This window comes from Methylonatrum kenyense, from assembly GCF_023195885.1.
Taxonomy (GTDB): domain Bacteria; phylum Pseudomonadota; class Gammaproteobacteria; order Nitrococcales; family Aquisalimonadaceae; genus Methylonatrum; species Methylonatrum kenyense.
The window spans coordinates 58338-74990 of record NZ_JALPKO010000004.1 but is presented as its reverse complement, the minus strand read 5'-3'; the positions used below and the strand labels follow the sequence as shown (position 1 = coordinate 74990).

Genomic DNA, 16653 nt, shown 5'->3' with positions numbered 1-16653 from the left:
CCGCTCCGGCCCATGCAAAGGCACGTGCGATACTGGGTCGATGACTGACACGGAAACCCCGGCCGCAACCTATTGCGGGCGCTTCGCACCGAGCCCGACCGGCCCCTTGCATGCCGGCTCCCTGCTGAGTGCCGTTTGCAGTTACCTGGATGCACGGCGCCATAACGGTCGCTGGCTGGTGCGTATCGACGACATCGACCCGCCCCGCGAGATGCCAGGGGCAAGCGATGCCATCCGGCGAAGCCTGGAAGTCCACGGCCTGCAGCCGGATGCCGCGGTAAGCTTCCAGAGCGCCTGTCGAGACCGGCACCTGGCGGCGATTGCCGAACTCCGCTCCCGCGGACACCTGTTCGACTGTGGTTGCAGCCGACGTGACCTGCGCCGCCATGGCCGCCCCGGTCCCAATGGCCCCCTGTATCCGGGGACCTGCCGCCACGGACTGCCAGCCGGACGCGAGGCCCGAACGCTGCGCCTGCGCGTGGACCAGGAACGGGACAGTTTCGACGATCAGCTCCAGGGGCCGATCCGGACCTGTCTGGCAGAGACCGTCGGCGATTTCATCGTCCGGCGCAGCGACGGCCTGCCGGCCTACCACCTGGCCGCAGCCGTGGATGACGGCGGCGGCCACATCACGCATGTGGTCCGCGGCCATGATCTGCTTTGGTGTACGCCGCCGCAACGCCTGATCCAGCGGCTCCTTGGGCTGTCGTCGCCGGTTTACGCCCATCTGCCGGTACTGGTCGACCAGCACGGCTTCAAGCTGAGCAAGCAACAGGGAGCCGCGCCACTGGATGACCGGAAGCCCGCTGCCAACCTGTGGCTTGCCCTGCAGCGGCTACGACAGGCACCGCCGGCGGCCCTGCGACGGGCCTCGGTCGCTACGCTCTGGCAGTGGGCCAGGTCACACTGGCAACCGGAGCGGCTGCGAGGCCTGGAACGGATCGTCGAGACGGGGACCGGGGAATGACAACCTGATTGCCTGGCCAGGCAAGGGCACGGATGCTACCTTCCGTAACAAACACTCACGATGCGGCAACACGCATCGGATCGGTGAGGACACGCGAACCGGTGAGCGCCATCCCAGGCGGGACCGGCCGGCGTGACCTCGAAGTCGGCCTTGGAAGGAGCGAAGACCGATGGCTCAGCCCACAGAGCAAGGGCCGGGAGCTGCCAGCGTGCTGCTGTTCCTGTTCTCGCTGTTCCTGCTTGTGTCGCCGTTTGCCAGATGGTGGATGCAACTGCCTGCACCCTGGTATGTGGTCTACCTGCTGTGGCTGCTGATCATCGGTCTGACCGCCTGGCTCGCCAGGCGGGCACGTCGCCATGCAGCTTGATCTCACGACCCTATCGATCAGCGCGATCCTCTACCTGCTGCTGCTGTTCCTGATTGCCCACGCAGCGGAAAAACGCTGGTTACCGGGCAAGCTGGTGCGCCACCCGGCCGTCTACGTGCTGTCGCTGGGTGTCTATGCAACCTCCTGGAGCTACTATGGCAGCGTCGGCTTTGCCGAGCAGCAGGGACTGCTGTTCCTGACCATCTATCTCGGCGTCACGCTGGCCTTCGTCCTGACTCCGGTCCTGCTGATGCCGATCCTGCGGCTGACCCGCACCTATCAGCTGTCTTCGGTCGCCGACCTGTTCGCCTTTCGCTTCAACAGCCAGCCGGTGGGCATACTGGTCACGCTGCTGATGCTGGCCGGCGTGCTGCCGTACATTGCATTGCAGATCCGCGCGGTCACGGAGTCCACGGTGGTGCTCAGTCAGGATTCCTCGCCGCAGGTGCTGGCGCTCTGGTTCGTCATCATCGTCAGTCTGTTTGCAATCATCTTCGGCGCCCGCCATGTCACGCCGCGGGAGAAGCACGAGGGCATGGTGGTTGCCATCGCCTTCGAGTCGGTGATGAAGCTCTTTGCGCTGCTCCTGGTTGCCGGCGTGGCCGTCTACCAGGCTTTCGGCGGGCCTGCCGGCTTGCAGCAGCACCTGGTCGAGAACCCGCAGTTGATCGAGGATCTGTACGGTCCGGCCCGGCAAGGGGCCTGGCCCAGCCTGCTGGTACTGGCCTTCGCGGCCGGCTTCCTGCTGCCCCGCCAGTTCCACATGCTGTTCACCGAGAACATTCGTTCACGGCACCTTTACACGGCGAGCTGGGCGTTCCCCCTCTACCTGCTGGCACTGACGCTGGTGATTCCGCCGATTCTCTGGTCGGCCCAGGTGCTGCAGCCGGCGACTTCCCCCGACTACCACGTGCTGGGCCTGAGCATGGCCAGCGGCTCGCCGACACTGGCGATCATTGCCTACCTGGGCGGCATCTCGGCGGCCAGTGCCATGATCGTGGTCTCGACCCTGGCCATTTCGTCGATGGCCATGAACCACCTGCTGCTGCCGCTGGCCGGCGTGCAGCCCCAGAACGACCTGTACGGCGCGTTGCGCTGGACCCGGCGCGCACTGATTGTCGCGGTCATTACCGCCGGCTACATCTTCTACCTGCTGATGGAGGCCGGCACCGGGCTGGTCGGCTGGGGCCTGATCTCCTTCCTTGCCATGGCGCAACTGCTGCCCGGCATCCTCGGCCTGCTGTTCTGGCCCCGCGCCACGGCCGGCGGCTTCATTGCCGGCCTGCTGGCAGGCGCCACGGTATGGAGCCTGACCGCATTGCTGCCGCCGTTGACCGGCGACAGCGGGCCGGCCTGGTTCGGCCTGGGCGCGGCGGGGGCAGCGGGTTCGCCGGAAATGTACCAGTCGGCCACGTTCTGGTCGTTGAGCGTGAATGCGATCCTGTTCGTTCTGGTGTCCCTGTGCAGCCGCCAGAGCAACGCCGAGCGAGACGCCGCATCCGCCTGCCGCGAACTGACGCCGGCCTTCCCCGTCGGCGACCTGAGGGCCGCATCACCACACCAGTTCGTTGAACGCCTGGCCTCGGTGATGGGGCGTAACACCGCCTCGGCCGAGGTTGAACGCGCGCTGCGCGATCTGGCAATGGACTGGAACGAGAACCGGCCGGGTGCACTGCACGACCTGCGAATCCGCATCCAGCGCAATCTGTCGGGCATGATGGGACCGGTACTGGCACGGATGATCGTCGATCACCGGCTGGAACTGGAGCAGGAGGATCCGACGACGCGAGCGCAGAACGTGCGCCTGGTCGAGGACCGGCTTGAGACCTCACGCACGCGGCTGCGAGGCCTGGCCGCGGAACTCGACCGCCTGCGCCGGTATCACCGGCAAATCATCGAGGACCTGCCGGTGGGTGTCTGCGCGCTGGCCCATGGCAACCGGCTGGTGCGCTGGAACCCGGCCATCGCGCGGTTGACCGGGATCGCGCTGTCCGATGTCATCGGTCGCCGACTGGAAGAACTGCCACCACCCTGGGGCAAACTGCTCAGCGAGTTTCTGAACGACGGCAAGACACACTGGCACCGCCAACAGGTCGAGGAATCCGGCCGCAGCCGCTGGTACAGCCTGCACAAGGCAAGCATCGAGGAACCGGGACACGGCCGCAGCGGTGACACGGTGCTGCTGATCGAGGATTTCACCGATCTGCAGGTGCTGGAGAAGGAGCTGGCCCACAGCGAACGACTCGCCTCGATTGGCCGTCTGGCCGCCGGCGTGGCCCATGAAATCGGCAATCCGGTGACCGGAATTACCTGCCTGGCCCAGGAGTTGCGCGACCAGCCGGATCCGGCCCAGGTTCAGGAATGCGCCGAGGACATCCTGCACCAGGCGCAGCGCATCAATAACATCGTGCAAAGCCTTGTGCGTTACGCACACGGGGGCAGCCCGATGTCAGCCGGCACGCTGGAAGCGGTGAACCTGCATGACACCGTGGCCGAGGCGACCCGGCTAACGATGCTCAGCCGACGGGCGCGTAACTTGCGCTTCGACAACCGCGTGCCGGTGGACCTTGAGGTCGAGGCCAAGCCACAGCCGCTGGTCCAGGTTTTCGTCAACCTGTTCACCAATGCAGCGGATGCCTGTCAGGATCGCACCGACGGCCGGGTCAGCGTCAGCGCAGAACATCGCGGCGCGCAGGTCCGGATCCGGGTGCGGGACAATGGCTGCGGCATCGAGCAACAGTCCATAGCACGGGTGCTGGAACCGTTTTACACCACCAAGCAGCCGGGCCATGGCACCGGCCTCGGCCTGCCCTTGGTATACAACATCATTCGCGATTGTGGCGGGGCGCTGGAAATCGACAGTGACACCGCCGGCACGGCCGTTACGCTGACGCTGAAAACGGCGTCCGTCCGGCAAATCGAGGAGGCCTGACAACATGGCACGGATTCTGGTGATCGAGGACGAGGAAATCATCCGCCGCTCGCTGCGCCGATTGCTGGAACGCCAACGGCACCAGGTCAGCGATACCGCATCGGTGGAAGAGGCCGAATCGCAATGGAACCTGGACGGCTTCGACCTGATCATCGCGGACCTGCGTCTGCCCGGGCGACCCGGCACCGATGTGCTGCAACGGGCGCCCGACGTCCCCAGCATCATCATGACCAGCTACGCCAGCGTGCGCTCCGCCGTCGAGGCCATGAAACAGGGCGCGGTGGACTATGTGGCCAAGCCGTTCGATAACGACGAACTCCTGCTCACCGTCGAGCGGGCGCTGAAGGAAAACCGGCTGGAACGGCAGAACGCGGCCCTGCGTGCGGATATCGAACGCAGTTATCCGGTCGCCGGCATCGTCGGCCGCTGCGGCCCGATGCAGGAGGTGTTCGACCGCATCGGCAAGGTGGCGCCGACCGACACCACGGTCCTGATCCTGGGTGAATCGGGCACCGGCAAGGAGCTGGTTGCCAGGGCGTTGCATGCCAACAGTCGGCGTGCCGATGCGCCGCTGATTGCGGTCAACTGCGCCGCCATCCCAGAGTCGCTGATCGAGGCCGAACTGTTCGGGCACGAGAAAGGTGCCTTCACCGGTGCCGTTGGCGTGCGGCAGGGACTGGTGGAAGCAGCCAATGGCGGCACCCTGTTTCTGGACGAGATCGGCGAACTGCCGCCAGCAGCGCAGGCGAGGCTTTTGCGGGTGCTGCAGGAAGGCGAGATCCGGCGCGTCGGTTCGGCCGCTTCCCGGCAAGTGGACGTGCGCCTGGTGGCGGCAACGCACAGGGACCTGGCCCGGTTATCGGAAAGCGGCGAGTTCCGGGAAGATCTCTACTTTCGGATCAACGTCATGGAGATTCGCCTGCCACCGTTGCGTGAGCGCGGCGAGGACGTGGTGGATCTGGCGCGGTTTCTTCTGGAGCGTGGTTGCAAGCGGCTCAATCAACCACCCATGCGGTTCTCGAATGACGCGCTGGATGCAATCCGGACCTACAGCTGGCCGGGCAATGTCCGCGAGCTGGAGAATGCCATCGAACGGGCGGTGATCCTGAGCGACAGCACCGTGCTGACGCCGGATCTGCTGGGCATGAGCGACCGCCCCTCGGCCGGCCGGCACACCGGCGGCACACCGGATCTGTCACTGGAGGACTACTTCTGCCAGTACGTGCGCGAGCATGAGGACGTGCTGACGGAGACCGAACTGGCCCGCAGGCTCGGCATTAGCCGCAAGGCCCTGTGGGAGAAACGGCAACGGCTCGGTATCCCGCGCGCGCGCCGCCGGCAATCATGACCCGTCCGCGGGCACCCGGGTCGAGCCTGGCGCGGATGGACCGATTTGATGTCACCATTGGTAACACTGTATCGTCTTTGATCCATTCCAGACGCAGGCGGAGCCATGCAAGCGGCTGCTGGAAAAGGATTTTCCGTTTACGGCACGAGGCTTGCTCTTTATAGTGCCCCCGACGTGGGCCGTCGCCGAAGATGGTCGGAAATCGGAGGAAGCGGGGGTAACGGTGAGGAATGGCAGAGGAAAGCGTTGCCACCTGCGGGCTTGCGACCGGCATGCCTGCTAGGCTACCAGCAAGCGCTGAATGGCGCTGAACACGATAACGATTTCGGCGAGGCGCTACCGCTGTTCGTATCCGGCGACCTTACCTTTCTAAAAGAGGAGGAAAGACATCATGGCAGAGAAGACCTATCCGGTTCCGGAGGCTGTTGCCAAGGCGGCTCATGTTGATCGGGCCGGCTACGAGGAGATGTATCGCCGGTCCATCGAAGACAAGGACAATTTCTGGGCCGAACAGGCCGAGCAGCTGCGCTGGATGAAGCGCTGGGACAAGGTCGACAACTCGGATCTGGCCGAGGGGCGGATCAGCTGGTTCGAGGGCGGCAAGCTGAACGTAGCCGACAATTGCCTCGACCGGCACCTGGAAACCCGTGGTGACCAGACCGCGATTATCTGGGAACCGGACGATCCGAACAAGGATGAAGCCCAGCACATCTCATATCGGGACCTGCATGAGCGGGTCTGTCGCTTCGCCAACGCCATGAAGGAGCGCGGCGTCAAGAAGGGCGACCGGGTCTGCATCTACCTGCCGATGATTCCGGAAGCCGCTGTCGCCATGCTGGCCTGCGCCCGAATCGGTGCCATTCATTCCATTGTCTTCGGGGGCTTCTCACCGCAGGCGCTGCAGGATCGGATGCAGAATGCCGACTGCCAGGTCTTGATCACGGCCGACGAGAGTGCACGTGGCGGCCGCGCCTTCCCGCTCAAGGCCAACGCCGATGTGGCGCTTGAGGAATGCCCGAACGTCAACACGGTGTTCGTGGTGAAACGCACCGGCGGCAACGTGGCGTGGGACGACAAGCGTGACGTCTGGTACCACGAGGCCGTTGCCAGCGTCTCCGCCGACTGTCCGGCCGAGGAAATGGACGCCGAGGATCCGTTGTTCATCCTCTACACCTCCGGCTCCACCGGCAAGCCGAAAGGCGTGCTACACACCACCGGCGGCTATCTGCTCGGCGCCAGCCTGACCCACCACTACATCTTCGACTACAAGGACGGCGAGGTGTACTGGTGCACGGCCGATGTGGGTTGGGTCACCGGGCACAGCTACATTGTCTACGGGCCGCTGGCCAACGGCGCCACCACGCTGATGTTCGAGGGCGTGCCGACCTATCCTGATGCCGGCCGCTTCTGGGATGTGGTGGACAAGCACCAGGTGGCGATCTTCTACACCGCACCGACCGCGATCCGCGCGCTGATGGGTCAGGGCGACGAGTTCGTCAATCGCGCGAAGCTCGATTCCCTGCGCCTGCTTGGTACCGTTGGCGAGCCGATCAACCCGGAGGCCTGGGAATGGTACTACCGGGTCGTGGGCAAGGAACGCTGCCAGATCGTGGATACCTGGTGGCAGACCGAAACCGGTTCGATCCTGATCTCGCCGCTGCCGGGCGCCACCGACCTCAAGCCGGGGTCAACGACCAAGCCGTTCTTCGGCGTGGCACCGCAACTGGTGGACAACGACGGCAACGTGCTGGAAGGCGCCACCGAGGGCAATCTGTGCATTACCCGGGCATGGCCGTCGATGATGCGCACCGTCTACGGTGATCACAAGCGGTTCATGGAAACCTACCTGTCCACCTACAAGGGCAAATACTTCACCGGTGACGGCGCCCGTCGTGACGAGGACGGTTATTACTGGATCACCGGCCGCGTCGACGACGTGCTCAACGTCTCCGGCCACCGCATGGGCACCGCCGAGATCGAGAGCGCGCTGGTGCTGCATGCCAAGGTGTCCGAGGCAGCGGTGGTCGGCTTCCCCCACGACGTCAAGGGTCAGGGCATCTACGCCTATGTCACGCTGATGGCAGGCGAGGAACCGTCCGACGACCTCAAGAAGGAGCTGATCGCCATCATCCGCAAGGAAATCGGCGCCATCGCCAAACCGGACTTCATCCAGTGGGCCCCGGGCCTGCCGAAGACCCGGTCGGGCAAGATCATGCGCCGCATCCTGCGCAAGGTGGCCTGCAACGAGCTGGACAGCCTTGGTGACACGAGTACCCTGGCTGACCCGGCGGTGGTCGACGAGCTGATCGAGAACCGCGCCAACCGTTAAGGAAACGCTGAGACGGGCCGCGTCCCTGGCAACAGGGTGCGGCCTTTTTCATGCCCGCCGCAGTGAACACTGCGGCTCGGAATAGCACTTGCCAGCGACGGCGGCAGGCGGGAAACTGCGGATATGTCGCCCTGGATCTATTTTCTGGTTACAGCCACAATCGCCTGGCATGGCATCACCCACCGTGATGCCAATGGTGAGCACACGCCCGGCCATCTGCTGTTCGGCTGCATCGCGCTGACCTTCGCCCTGCGCTTCCTGTTCGTGGACATCCTGGGCCTGCCGGTCTGGGGCATCCAGCCGCTGGACCAGGACTGAGCGCAACTGCAGGCTTGCACGGCCCGGCCGCACCGCGGCCTTGCGCGTCGTGCTGCGCCGCACATTCGGAGCCAGCTCGGACACCGACGGGGCCCCAGGCAAGGGGCTCCGTTCCCGCTTGATTAATCGGCGCGCTGGGTATACACGCGCTGGGCGCGATCCTGCTCCGGATCGTACAGTTGCCGCTCATCCTCCGGCAGCGCCAGCTGTTCGCGGATGTAATCGGCACGATCCGCCACGGTCGGCTGGCCTTCGGGACCCATGTGCAGGAATCGCGTCAGCCACCCGGGGCCGTCGGCCACCGAGGTATCCAGGGTCAATGCGCGATCATAGTCCTCCAACGCATCCTCGTAGCGTCCCATCCGATCCAGCGCGATACCTCGGTTGGCGTAGGCGCCGGCAAAGTCCGGATAGCGCTCGATGAACTGGGCGTAGGAGGCGAGCGCCTCATCGTACCGTTCCATCTGGACGTAGGTCCCGGCCTTGCCCAGCAGGGCGTGCCGGTTTTCCGGATCCCGCTCCAGCGCGGTGCGGTACTCGCGCAGGGCGCGGTCGTAGTAGCCGTCGGCAAAGGCACGATCACCGGCCGTGGCGGCGGTATCCCCCGGCCCGCGCTCGGGCACGAAGCCCTCGTAGGCCAGCCAGAATACCGGCGCGATGACCACGGCAATGGCAAGGTATTTCAGAACCTGGTACGTGCGTTCGGTGATGATCATTGCGGCATTCCCACCGTCGACAGATTGAACAGGACCGAGAACAGCGGGCAGATCACCGTCGCAATAACCCAGGCGCGGCGCCGTTGGCCGGCGATCTCCGGTTGACTCAGCTCACGATCCAGCTTGCGCTGCAGTCGGCGTACGCTCAAGACCCAGATCCACTGGCTCACCGGGTAGAACAGCAGCGCCGCAAGCAGAACCACGTAGAAAACGAACAAACCATGCGTCATGTGTAGCAACCGTCAGACATGAAGACGGCGGGAGGGGGCAAGCCCCACCCGCCGTCTGTCCCCGATCAAGGAGTGACACGTCCCGCCATACTAGCTGCGGGCCGTGGCTCCCCGATCCACTCCGGCATCCTCGTCGAAGAGGATCTCGATCTCCTTCTCGGGCACCGTGCTCATCTCCAGCTTGTAGCAGCAGAACCACATCATGGCTACGCCAAGGACCCAGAAGATGAGCTGCCAGACCCAGATGGACGGCATGCCGAAGACCCACCAGGTGGTCGGATCGTTCGGGTGGCCGAACAGCCAGTTGCCGATCACCATGCCGGGACCGCTGCCGAAGAAGAACCAGGCGACCACGATGATCCAGCCGATCGGGATCAGGTGCCGCTTGGATTCCGGCAAGGCCGCATGCTCCCGCAGGAAATTGTGGAAGGTCATGCGGTGTTCATACTCTTCCCGATTCTGGGTTACGGCCGAGACGGCCACCGCCACCCCGATGTTGAGGATGATGCCCCAACCGGCAGCATGGATGGTCCATGGCCAGCGACCCCACGGCACTTCGATACCGAAACCGGAAACCACGTTGATCCCGATATTCTCGGTCATCAGCACCGCGATGACGCCGACAGCGAGACCCAGCACGGCCCCGGCCCTGGTGATCCACGGGAAGAAGCAGATTGCCGCCAGCGGCACCCACATCTGCGTCCCCACCGCAACCGCCAGCCCCCCTAGCAGGACCAGCGCATCAGTGGTGAATGTCGCCACCATCAGGGCAGCTATCACCAGTGCCGTCACCAGCAACCGCCCGGCAAACACCTGTACCTTGTGCGTCACATTCGGCATCAGGTATCGCTTCAACAGGTCACGGGTGAACATGCCACTTGTCGTCGACATGTAGGCCGCGCCGGTCGACTGCATCGCCGCCAGGGCACAGACCGCAAGCAGTGCCGCCAGCCACGGTGCGGTGGCCTGCAGCATGCCGAGCAGCTGCGGCACCAGGGCACCATCGCCACCACCATCACGCACCAGGTCGACCCAGCCGGCCGCCTCCGGATCCTCGCCGTCCCGCAAGGCCTGCAGCCCGGCTTCGATCCGCCGGTCCACTTCCTCGAAGCTGAGGTCCGGATTCTGCGTGGCGATCAGCCCCCGCTGGAGCACCGCGTCTTGCCGCGTCTCGAACAGATCCCGGTACTGCCCCAGGGTCTCCTCGTACTGCGGATCGAACACGTCCTTGGCGAGGTCCGTGTTCGCGCCGAGGATATGCCCGGCCTGGGCCTGGATGGCCGTGAACACGAACAGGATGAAGCCGATACCGAAGGACGACATCCAGGTCTGCTGAGGCGCGAACGGTCGCGGGTTGGTGTTGGAGAATGCCCACATGGTAAACGCCGGCGAGGCCATGATACCCATCAGCGCGAACATGTAGGTCAGGTTCATCATCCCGGTCCAGACACCACCGGCGGCTGCGCCTGCGCCGGGCACCCACTGTATGACCCCCGGCACCGCAACATAGCCGCTGTGGCCGGCAGGCGTCAGGCTCCCGGATCGGTGCCCCGCGCCCTGATTGAGCAGATCCCACTCGGCCACCGCCGCGATACCCCGGGTGAAGTCGACCCAGCCGCCGGCGTAATACAGTGCGATCACGCCGATCGCGGAGATACCGATCATCAACAGGACGCACTGCATGGCGTCCACGTAGGCCACCGCACGCAGACCGCCCGAGGCCACGTAGAACAGCACCACCGCCGACAGCAGCCACATGCCGACCTCGACACCCAGGGCGCCATCGGTCAGCACGTTGAACAGGAAGCCCGAGGCTCGGAGCTGAATGCCCAGATAGGGCACGGCGAAGATCAGCGCGACCACCAGGATCAGCATGCGGATGGACTCGGACCGGAAATAATCCGAGAACATCTCGCCGGGCGTGACATAGCCCCAGCGTTTACCGATCATCCATTGGCGCTTGAGGAACACCATGCCCGTGAACGGGATGGTGATGGCGTAGAAGGACGCGTAGGCGTACTGCAACCCGTCAACGTAGATCAGGCCGGGATGGCCGACAAACGTCCAGCCCGAAAATGACGTGGCCGTCGCCGCCAGCATGAACACCCACATGCTGACCTGTCGACCGGCGACGAAATAGTCACTCGCGGTGCGCGCCCAGAGTGCGCCCTTGATGCCCCAGAAAATACAGTAGGACCAATAAAGCCCTACAAATATAAGTAGCCACCAGGCCATAGCTGACATGACATTCTCCCCCTCGGCATTCTTATCGTCGTCCGGGCGGATGGGACCCGCCGCGGCACCCGCACTTCTCAGCAAAGTGCCGATGGTTGCCGCGTTCGCGCCTTGCCATGGTGCGGACGCCTGACGAAAACGCGGCAATCACCCCGCACTTCCTGAAAGGCTAGTCGTTGGCAAGGCGAATATCATGCCGGTTCCGGCGAAAACTGATTGTCAAGCCGTTTTTCGCCCGTCGCGGCCTGGCAACAGGCAGACAAAATGTCCCAGACGTTACCCGATAGCGACAAAAGCGTTGCCATTGGTAACACCGGCGGTACTCGGCTTGGAAAGGCCGGCACTTACGCGATAATGAGGCGAAAGCCAGATGTTCCCCGAGTTTCGGCACCAGATTGGAAACCGTTTGCAGGAATCGGATACGGAAACGCTGATCTGTTCCAGCGCCGGCGTGCGAATAAATCATAAGGCAAGGAGTCGCTCCGCCATGTATTCCGCCGAAGCAGAAACCGCACCAGCGGATTTCCAGCATCTGCCGGAGGACTCGTTGAATGCGCTGCTGGCAGCCGCGTCGAGAACCGAGCTGGAACCCGGCGAACGCATCGAGCAGGACCCGGCAAATGACGAGCTGCTGATTCTCTGGCGCGGGGCCGTGGAGCTATACGCCGCCGACGGCGGACGCACACGCTCCGGTCCCGGGCTGGTGCTGGGCCTGGACCGCTATCTGGAACAGGATTCAGGCTACTACGGGGCCGCCATCGCGCTACGCCCGGGCGTAATGCTGCGCCTGCCCTTCGAACGCATCCGGGCGCTGGAATCCGATCACCCCGAAATCGCCGGCACGCTCAATCGCATTATCAGCGGGCGGATTCGCGCGCACAGCCTGCAGAACGACAGCGGACCACGCGGAGCGCTGGCGCAGACGGTGGCCCGCGTGATGAACGCGCCGCTGGCAAGCTGCACTGCCGAGTGGACCCTTATCGAAGCCTTCCAGGCCATGCACGAGCGCAAGATCGGCAGCCTCGGGGTGCTGGACGAGGACGGACATCTGCAAGGTGTCGTTACCCTAGCCAGTCTGGCCCGTGCGACGCTGGTCGACGGCGCCTCCACCGATGCCAGCGTCGCGGTCGCCTGCCAGGAGGCCGAGACGGTCACGCCGGAAACACCGCTCTGGCGGGCGGAGGCCGTGCAGAAGCGGCGTCGCGTCAAGTACCTGGTGGTGGTCGACGAGCAGCGCCCGGTGGGCATGCTGTCGCAGACCAACATCCTGCAGGCCCTGCTGGCGCAGCAGAACGCCCTGCTTGAGGACATCACGGCCTGTGATTCGCCGGCGGCACTGCGTCGAATCTACGACGACGTGGCCACGTTCGCACGCGACGCCTGGCTGCGGAACCGCGATGCCAACCGGGCGGTACTGCTGCTCAGTGATTTCCACCTGGCGATCCAGCGGCGTTGCGCGGAACTGACCCTGCAGGAACTGCGGGACGAGGATCTCGGCGAGGCGCCGCGCGCCTATGCACTGATTATCATGGGCTCGGGCGGCCGCCGGGAAATGCTGCTCAATCCGGACCAGGACAACGGCATCATCCTGGATGACGAGGACGGCAATCTCTCCGCGGAGGAACGGCGCTGGTTCGAGGTATTCACCGATCGCTTCAATCGCAACCTGGACACGGCCGGCTACATCCTCTGCCCCGGCGACATCATGGCGCGCAACCCGGCCTACCAGAAAACGCTGGGCGACTGGTGTCGGCAGATCGACCAGGTGGCCCGTCATCCGAACGAGAAAGTGGCCCGCTGGGCCAATATCATGCTGGATTTCGATCTGCTCTACGGCGATGCGCGGCTGTACAGCAGGCTCTGGAGCCACATCCTGAAGACCCTGGCGAAACGCCCGCGACTGCTGGGTTTCATGACCGCGGACGATGCCGAGGGCAGCCCGGCCATCGGCCTGTTCCGGCGCCTGCTGACCACCGACGATGACAAGACCGGTAGCCGCGTCGATGTCAAACGCCAGGGACTGCGACTGATCGACAACGCCGCGCGGATTTTCGCCGTCAGTGCCGGCATCAGCGACACGAACACCCTGGAGCGGCTCCGCGGGCTCGTCCGCCAGGGCGTGCTGGACGCGGATTTCGTCGATACCGTGATCGCCGCCCAGGCCGAGCTGATGGACCTGCTACTGGATCACCAGATCCGTCAGGCGGAGGCCGGCGAGGAGCCCGACAAGAAAATTCGCACCGACAGTCTTGATCCGCTGGCACTGGAAAGCCTGCGCATGAGCATGCACGCGGTCAAACGGTTCCAGAACGCACTGCAGGCGCGCTTCGGCCTGTAGCACTGGACCGACGGCCGGCGCAGACTGGTCGTCGGCAGGACAGAAATAGCCGCAAAGACGACAACAACGACACACGGGGAGAGCCGATGTCAGAGAACGCCGCAAAACATATCCTGATCGTCGATGACGAGCCGAACATCGTGCTCTCGCTGGAATTCCTGATGCGGCGGCGCGGCTACGAGGTGAGCACCGCCAGCGACGGCGAGGAAGCGCTGGCAGCCATCGAGGCACGCAAGCCTGATCTGTTGCTGCTGGACGTGATGATGCCGCGCAAGGACGGCTATCAGGTTTGCCAGATACTGCGGGAGCGGGACGATACCGCAGACCTGCGGATTATCATGCTAACCGCCCGGGGTCGTGACGTGGAACGGGAGAAGGGTCTGTCGCTTGGTGCAGACGACTACATCACCAAACCGTTTTCCACCCAGGATGTCGTGACCAAGGTGCGCCAGCTTCTGGGCGACGCATGACCCTTGCCGGTCACAGGCTCTCGGCCCGCCTGCTGCTGTGGCTGGTGTTCGGCTGTCTGGCGCTGGCCCTGTTGCTGCTGACCTCACTACTGCTGGCCTCGATCTGGCCCTCCCTGGACAGCGCACAACAGCAGACCCGCGGCCTGTTTCTAACCGTCGTCGCCGCTTGCGCCGGCATTGCCCTGCTGGCAATCGTCTTCGCCTTGATCGACTACTGTCTTGTCAGACCACTGGGCGCGCTGTCCCGCGGCGCCGGAATCATGCGTCAGGCACGTGCGCCACATGAGCTGGAAATACCGGAGCACCACCTGCTTGGCGACCTGCCGGAGCAACTGCAAGGCCTGGGCACCGAACTCTACGCCTGCAGGCGGGAAGTCACCAAGGCGATGTCGGCCGGCGCTGCCGACACCGAGGACCAGAAGGCACGACTGGAGACCGTGCTGCGCGGCATCCGCGAGGGCGTGGTGGTCTGCGATTACGAGGGCCGCATCCTGCTCTACAACCCGGCCGCAGTCGCCATCCTCGACGGTACCGAGGCCATCGGCCTGGGCCGCTCGCTGTATGCAATCTGGGCGCGTACACCTGTGGAACAGACCCTGCAGCTCCTGCGCCTGCGCTGCCAGGACGACGCCGATGCCGAACGCGAGGCGGAATTTGTCTGCACCACGCACGACGACGGCCTGCTGCTGCACTGCCGGATGAGTCTGCTGCCGGCAGACTCGCCCCTGCGGTCGACCTTCCTGCTGTCGTTCGACGATGTCACCCGCAAGGTCCACGCCCTGTCCCGTCGCGACCAGATGCTGCGCGAAGCCGTGGAATCATTACGCGCCCCGCTGGCCAATCTGCGCGCCGCGGCCGAGAACATCGTGCTGGAAACGGATCTGGACGAGACCGATCGACGGATGTTCGAGGAACTGATCGCCCGCGAGAGCCGGGAACTCAGTCGCCGTTTTGACCACATGGCCAGTGAAAGCCAGCGCTTCGTCTCGGCCCCCTGGACCATGGCCGACATCCAGTCCTCCGACCTGATCACCAGCGTCCGCCTGCGGGGCGGCGCCGAACTGCCGCGCCTGAGGGAACGCGGCATCCCCCTCTGGCTGCACGCCGAGATCCATTCGGTGAGCCTGGTGCTGGATCACCTGCTGAGCCGGCTGCGACGCGACCACCGGGTGCGTGCCGCATTGATCGAAGCCATGCTCGGTGATCAGCGCGTCTACCTGGAGATACTCTGGAACGGACCACCGGTGGCCGCCGCGACGTTGGATCACTGGCTGTCCGAACCGCTGCCGGCGCTGACCGGCGCGAGCACCGCGCAACAGGTCCTGGAACGCCATGGCAGCACCGCCTGGAGCCGTCCGCACCCGGTCGACCGGGGACGAGCAGTGCTGCGTCTGCCCCTGCCGGCCTCGCGGCGCCAGTGGCAGACGCCAAGCCCGACGCCTCCCGCGCGCCCGGAGTTCTACGATTTCTCGCTGGCGGACCAGGCGGCCGATCTGGACGTCCTGGCACAGCAGCGCCTGGACCGGCTCAACCTCGTCGTGTTCGATACCGAAACCACGGGCCTGTCACCATCCGGCGGCGACGAAATCATTTCCCTTGCCGGTGTGCGGGTGATGAACGGTCGCATCCTGCGCGGCGAAACATTCGATCGACTGGTGAACCCCGGCCGACCGATTCCGCGCAACTCCACCCGCTTCCACGGCATTACCGACGAACAGGTCGCCGACCAAGCCGGCATCGAGCAGGTGCTGCCGCAATTTCATGCCTTCGTCGACGGTGCGGTACTGGTTGCGCACAACGCTGCCTTCGACATGAAGTTCCTGCGAATGAAGGAAGCGCACTGCGGCCTCCGCTTTGACAACCCGGTGCTGGACACGCTGCTGCTTTCGGTGTTCCTGCATGACCACACGCCTGAACACACGCTGGAGAGCATTGCCTGGCGGCTTGGCGTCGACATCGAGGGCCGGCACACGGCACTGGGTGACGCCCTGGTCACGGCCGGCATCTTTACACGCATGATTGAACTGCTGGCGGCTCGGGATATCCTGACCCTGGAGCAGGCCATTGATGCAGCCGACCGCATGGTGGAGGTGCGGCGCCGGCAGGGGGCATTCTGAAACCGACCTCCGATCCTCCGGTGGAAAACCGCGCTCCGGGAGGGACCGCAGAGCATGACTGATCCAGCACGACGTCGACGGGAACGGGTGATCGCGCTGTTCGTGCTCGGTGCGCTGGCCTTCAACTACCCGCTGCTCTCGCTGTTCGCGGTGGACGGACAAGTGTTCGGCATCCCGTTGCTGGTGGCCTACCTGTTCCTGGCCTGGGCATGCTTCATCGGCCTGACCTGGTGGATCGTCGGTCGCAACGATCGCGGTAACGGACGGCAAAGGGACCGCCTCTGAC

At 64.7% G+C, this 16653-nt stretch carries 13 protein-coding genes; 10 read left to right on the top strand and 3 right to left on the bottom strand.

The genetic code is table 11. From position 1 onward, the window contains the following. Positions 1-40 precede the first annotated feature (40 nt). The 6 genes from gluQRS (at position 41) to M0534_RS06320 (ending at position 8261) form a co-directional block, all read left to right on the top strand. Entirely contained in the window at positions 41-967 is a 927-nt protein-coding gene (gene gluQRS / locus M0534_RS06345; protein ID WP_248567582.1) for a tRNA glutamyl-Q(34) synthetase GluQRS, read from the top strand. A gap of 169 nt (positions 968-1136) precedes the next feature. Beyond that, on the top strand, positions 1137-1334 hold the full coding sequence (locus M0534_RS06340; RefSeq protein WP_248567581.1) for a hypothetical protein: 198 nt from the start codon (positions 1137-1139) through the stop codon (positions 1332-1334). Beyond that, positions 1324-4266 carry a sensor histidine kinase gene (locus M0534_RS06335; protein WP_248567580.1) on the top strand — a complete coding sequence of 981 codons (2943 nt, stop codon included), beginning with the start codon at positions 1324-1326 and terminating at the stop codon, positions 4264-4266. The genes M0534_RS06340 and M0534_RS06335 overlap by 11 nt, the downstream gene beginning before the upstream one ends. Positions 4267-4270: 4 nt before the next feature. Then, the gene (locus tag M0534_RS06330; protein WP_248567579.1) at positions 4271-5614 is read left to right on the top strand and encodes a sigma-54-dependent transcriptional regulator; all 1344 of its coding nucleotides are present in this window, start codon (positions 4271-4273) and stop codon (positions 5612-5614) included. Between the two features lie 391 nt (positions 5615-6005). Continuing rightward, on the top strand, positions 6006-7943 hold the full coding sequence (gene acs, locus M0534_RS06325) for an acetate--CoA ligase (protein ID WP_248567578.1): 1938 nt from the start codon (positions 6006-6008) through the stop codon (positions 7941-7943). A gap of 123 nt (positions 7944-8066) precedes the next feature. Next, entirely contained in the window at positions 8067-8261 is a 195-nt protein-coding gene (locus M0534_RS06320; RefSeq protein ID WP_248567577.1) for a hypothetical protein, read from the top strand. Between the two features lie 122 nt (positions 8262-8383). On the opposite strand, the gene M0534_RS06315 is transcribed toward M0534_RS06320, so the two are convergent. The 3 genes from M0534_RS06315 to M0534_RS06305 form a co-directional block, all read right to left on the bottom strand. Further along, positions 8384-8977: a tetratricopeptide repeat protein gene (locus M0534_RS06315; protein ID WP_248567576.1), complete on the bottom strand. Its 594-nt coding sequence runs from the start codon at positions 8975-8977 to the stop codon at positions 8384-8386. Continuing rightward, complete coding sequence (locus M0534_RS06310) at positions 8974-9207, bottom strand: hypothetical protein (RefSeq protein WP_248567575.1); 234 nt, start codon at positions 9205-9207, stop codon at positions 8974-8976. Before M0534_RS06310 ends, M0534_RS06315 begins: the two co-directional genes overlap by 4 nt. 90 nt (positions 9208-9297) lie before the next feature. Next, positions 9298-11451 (bottom strand): sodium:solute symporter family protein, encoded by a 2154-nt coding sequence (locus tag M0534_RS06305; RefSeq protein WP_248567574.1) that lies wholly within the window; start codon positions 11449-11451, stop codon positions 9298-9300. 478 nt (positions 11452-11929) lie between these two features. Here M0534_RS06305 and M0534_RS06300 point away from each other — a divergent pair, with 478 nt between their 5' ends. The 4 genes from M0534_RS06300 (at position 11930) to M0534_RS06285 (ending at position 16652) form a co-directional block, all read left to right on the top strand. After that, a complete protein-coding gene (locus M0534_RS06300) occupies positions 11930-13780 on the top strand; it encodes a putative nucleotidyltransferase substrate binding domain-containing protein (protein ID WP_248567573.1) in 1851 nt (616 codons plus the stop codon). An 86-nt stretch (positions 13781-13866) separates the two neighbouring features. Further along, the gene (locus tag M0534_RS06295; protein ID WP_248567572.1) at positions 13867-14250 is read left to right on the top strand and encodes a response regulator transcription factor; all 384 of its coding nucleotides are present in this window, start codon (positions 13867-13869) and stop codon (positions 14248-14250) included. Continuing rightward, positions 14247-16367, top strand: a complete 2121-nt coding sequence (locus tag M0534_RS06290; RefSeq protein ID WP_248567571.1) for a 3'-5' exonuclease — start codon at positions 14247-14249, stop codon at positions 16365-16367. The genes M0534_RS06295 and M0534_RS06290 overlap by 4 nt, the downstream gene beginning before the upstream one ends. A gap of 54 nt (positions 16368-16421) precedes the next feature. Then, entirely contained in the window at positions 16422-16652 is a 231-nt protein-coding gene (locus tag M0534_RS06285) for a hypothetical protein (RefSeq protein ID WP_248567570.1), read from the top strand. Position 16653 lies beyond the last annotated feature (1 nt).

Excerpts from the sequence above, each read along its gene's own strand:
- gluQRS (WP_248567582.1), top strand. The coding sequence starts at position 41 with ATGACTGACACGGAAACCCCGGCCGCAACCTATTGCGGGCGCTTCGCA.
- M0534_RS06340 (WP_248567581.1), top strand. The coding sequence starts at position 1,137 with ATGGCTCAGCCCACAGAGCAAGGGCCGGGAGCTGCCAGCGTGCTGCTG.
- M0534_RS06335 (WP_248567580.1), top strand. The coding sequence starts at position 1,324 with ATGCAGCTTGATCTCACGACCCTATCGATCAGCGCGATCCTCTACCTG.
- M0534_RS06330 (WP_248567579.1), top strand. The coding sequence starts at position 4,271 with ATGGCACGGATTCTGGTGATCGAGGACGAGGAAATCATCCGCCGCTCG.
- acs (WP_248567578.1), top strand. The coding sequence starts at position 6,006 with ATGGCAGAGAAGACCTATCCGGTTCCGGAGGCTGTTGCCAAGGCGGCT.
- M0534_RS06320 (WP_248567577.1), top strand. The coding sequence starts at position 8,067 with ATGTCGCCCTGGATCTATTTTCTGGTTACAGCCACAATCGCCTGGCAT.
- M0534_RS06315 (WP_248567576.1), bottom strand. The coding sequence starts at position 8,977 with ATGATCATCACCGAACGCACGTACCAGGTTCTGAAATACCTTGCCATT.
- M0534_RS06310 (WP_248567575.1), bottom strand. The coding sequence starts at position 9,207 with ATGACGCATGGTTTGTTCGTTTTCTACGTGGTTCTGCTTGCGGCGCTG.
- M0534_RS06305 (WP_248567574.1), bottom strand. The coding sequence starts at position 11,451 with ATGTCAGCTATGGCCTGGTGGCTACTTATATTTGTAGGGCTTTATTGG.
- M0534_RS06300 (WP_248567573.1), top strand. The coding sequence starts at position 11,930 with ATGTATTCCGCCGAAGCAGAAACCGCACCAGCGGATTTCCAGCATCTG.
- M0534_RS06295 (WP_248567572.1), top strand. The coding sequence starts at position 13,867 with ATGTCAGAGAACGCCGCAAAACATATCCTGATCGTCGATGACGAGCCG.
- M0534_RS06290 (WP_248567571.1), top strand. The coding sequence starts at position 14,247 with ATGACCCTTGCCGGTCACAGGCTCTCGGCCCGCCTGCTGCTGTGGCTG.
- M0534_RS06285 (WP_248567570.1), top strand. The coding sequence starts at position 16,422 with ATGACTGATCCAGCACGACGTCGACGGGAACGGGTGATCGCGCTGTTC.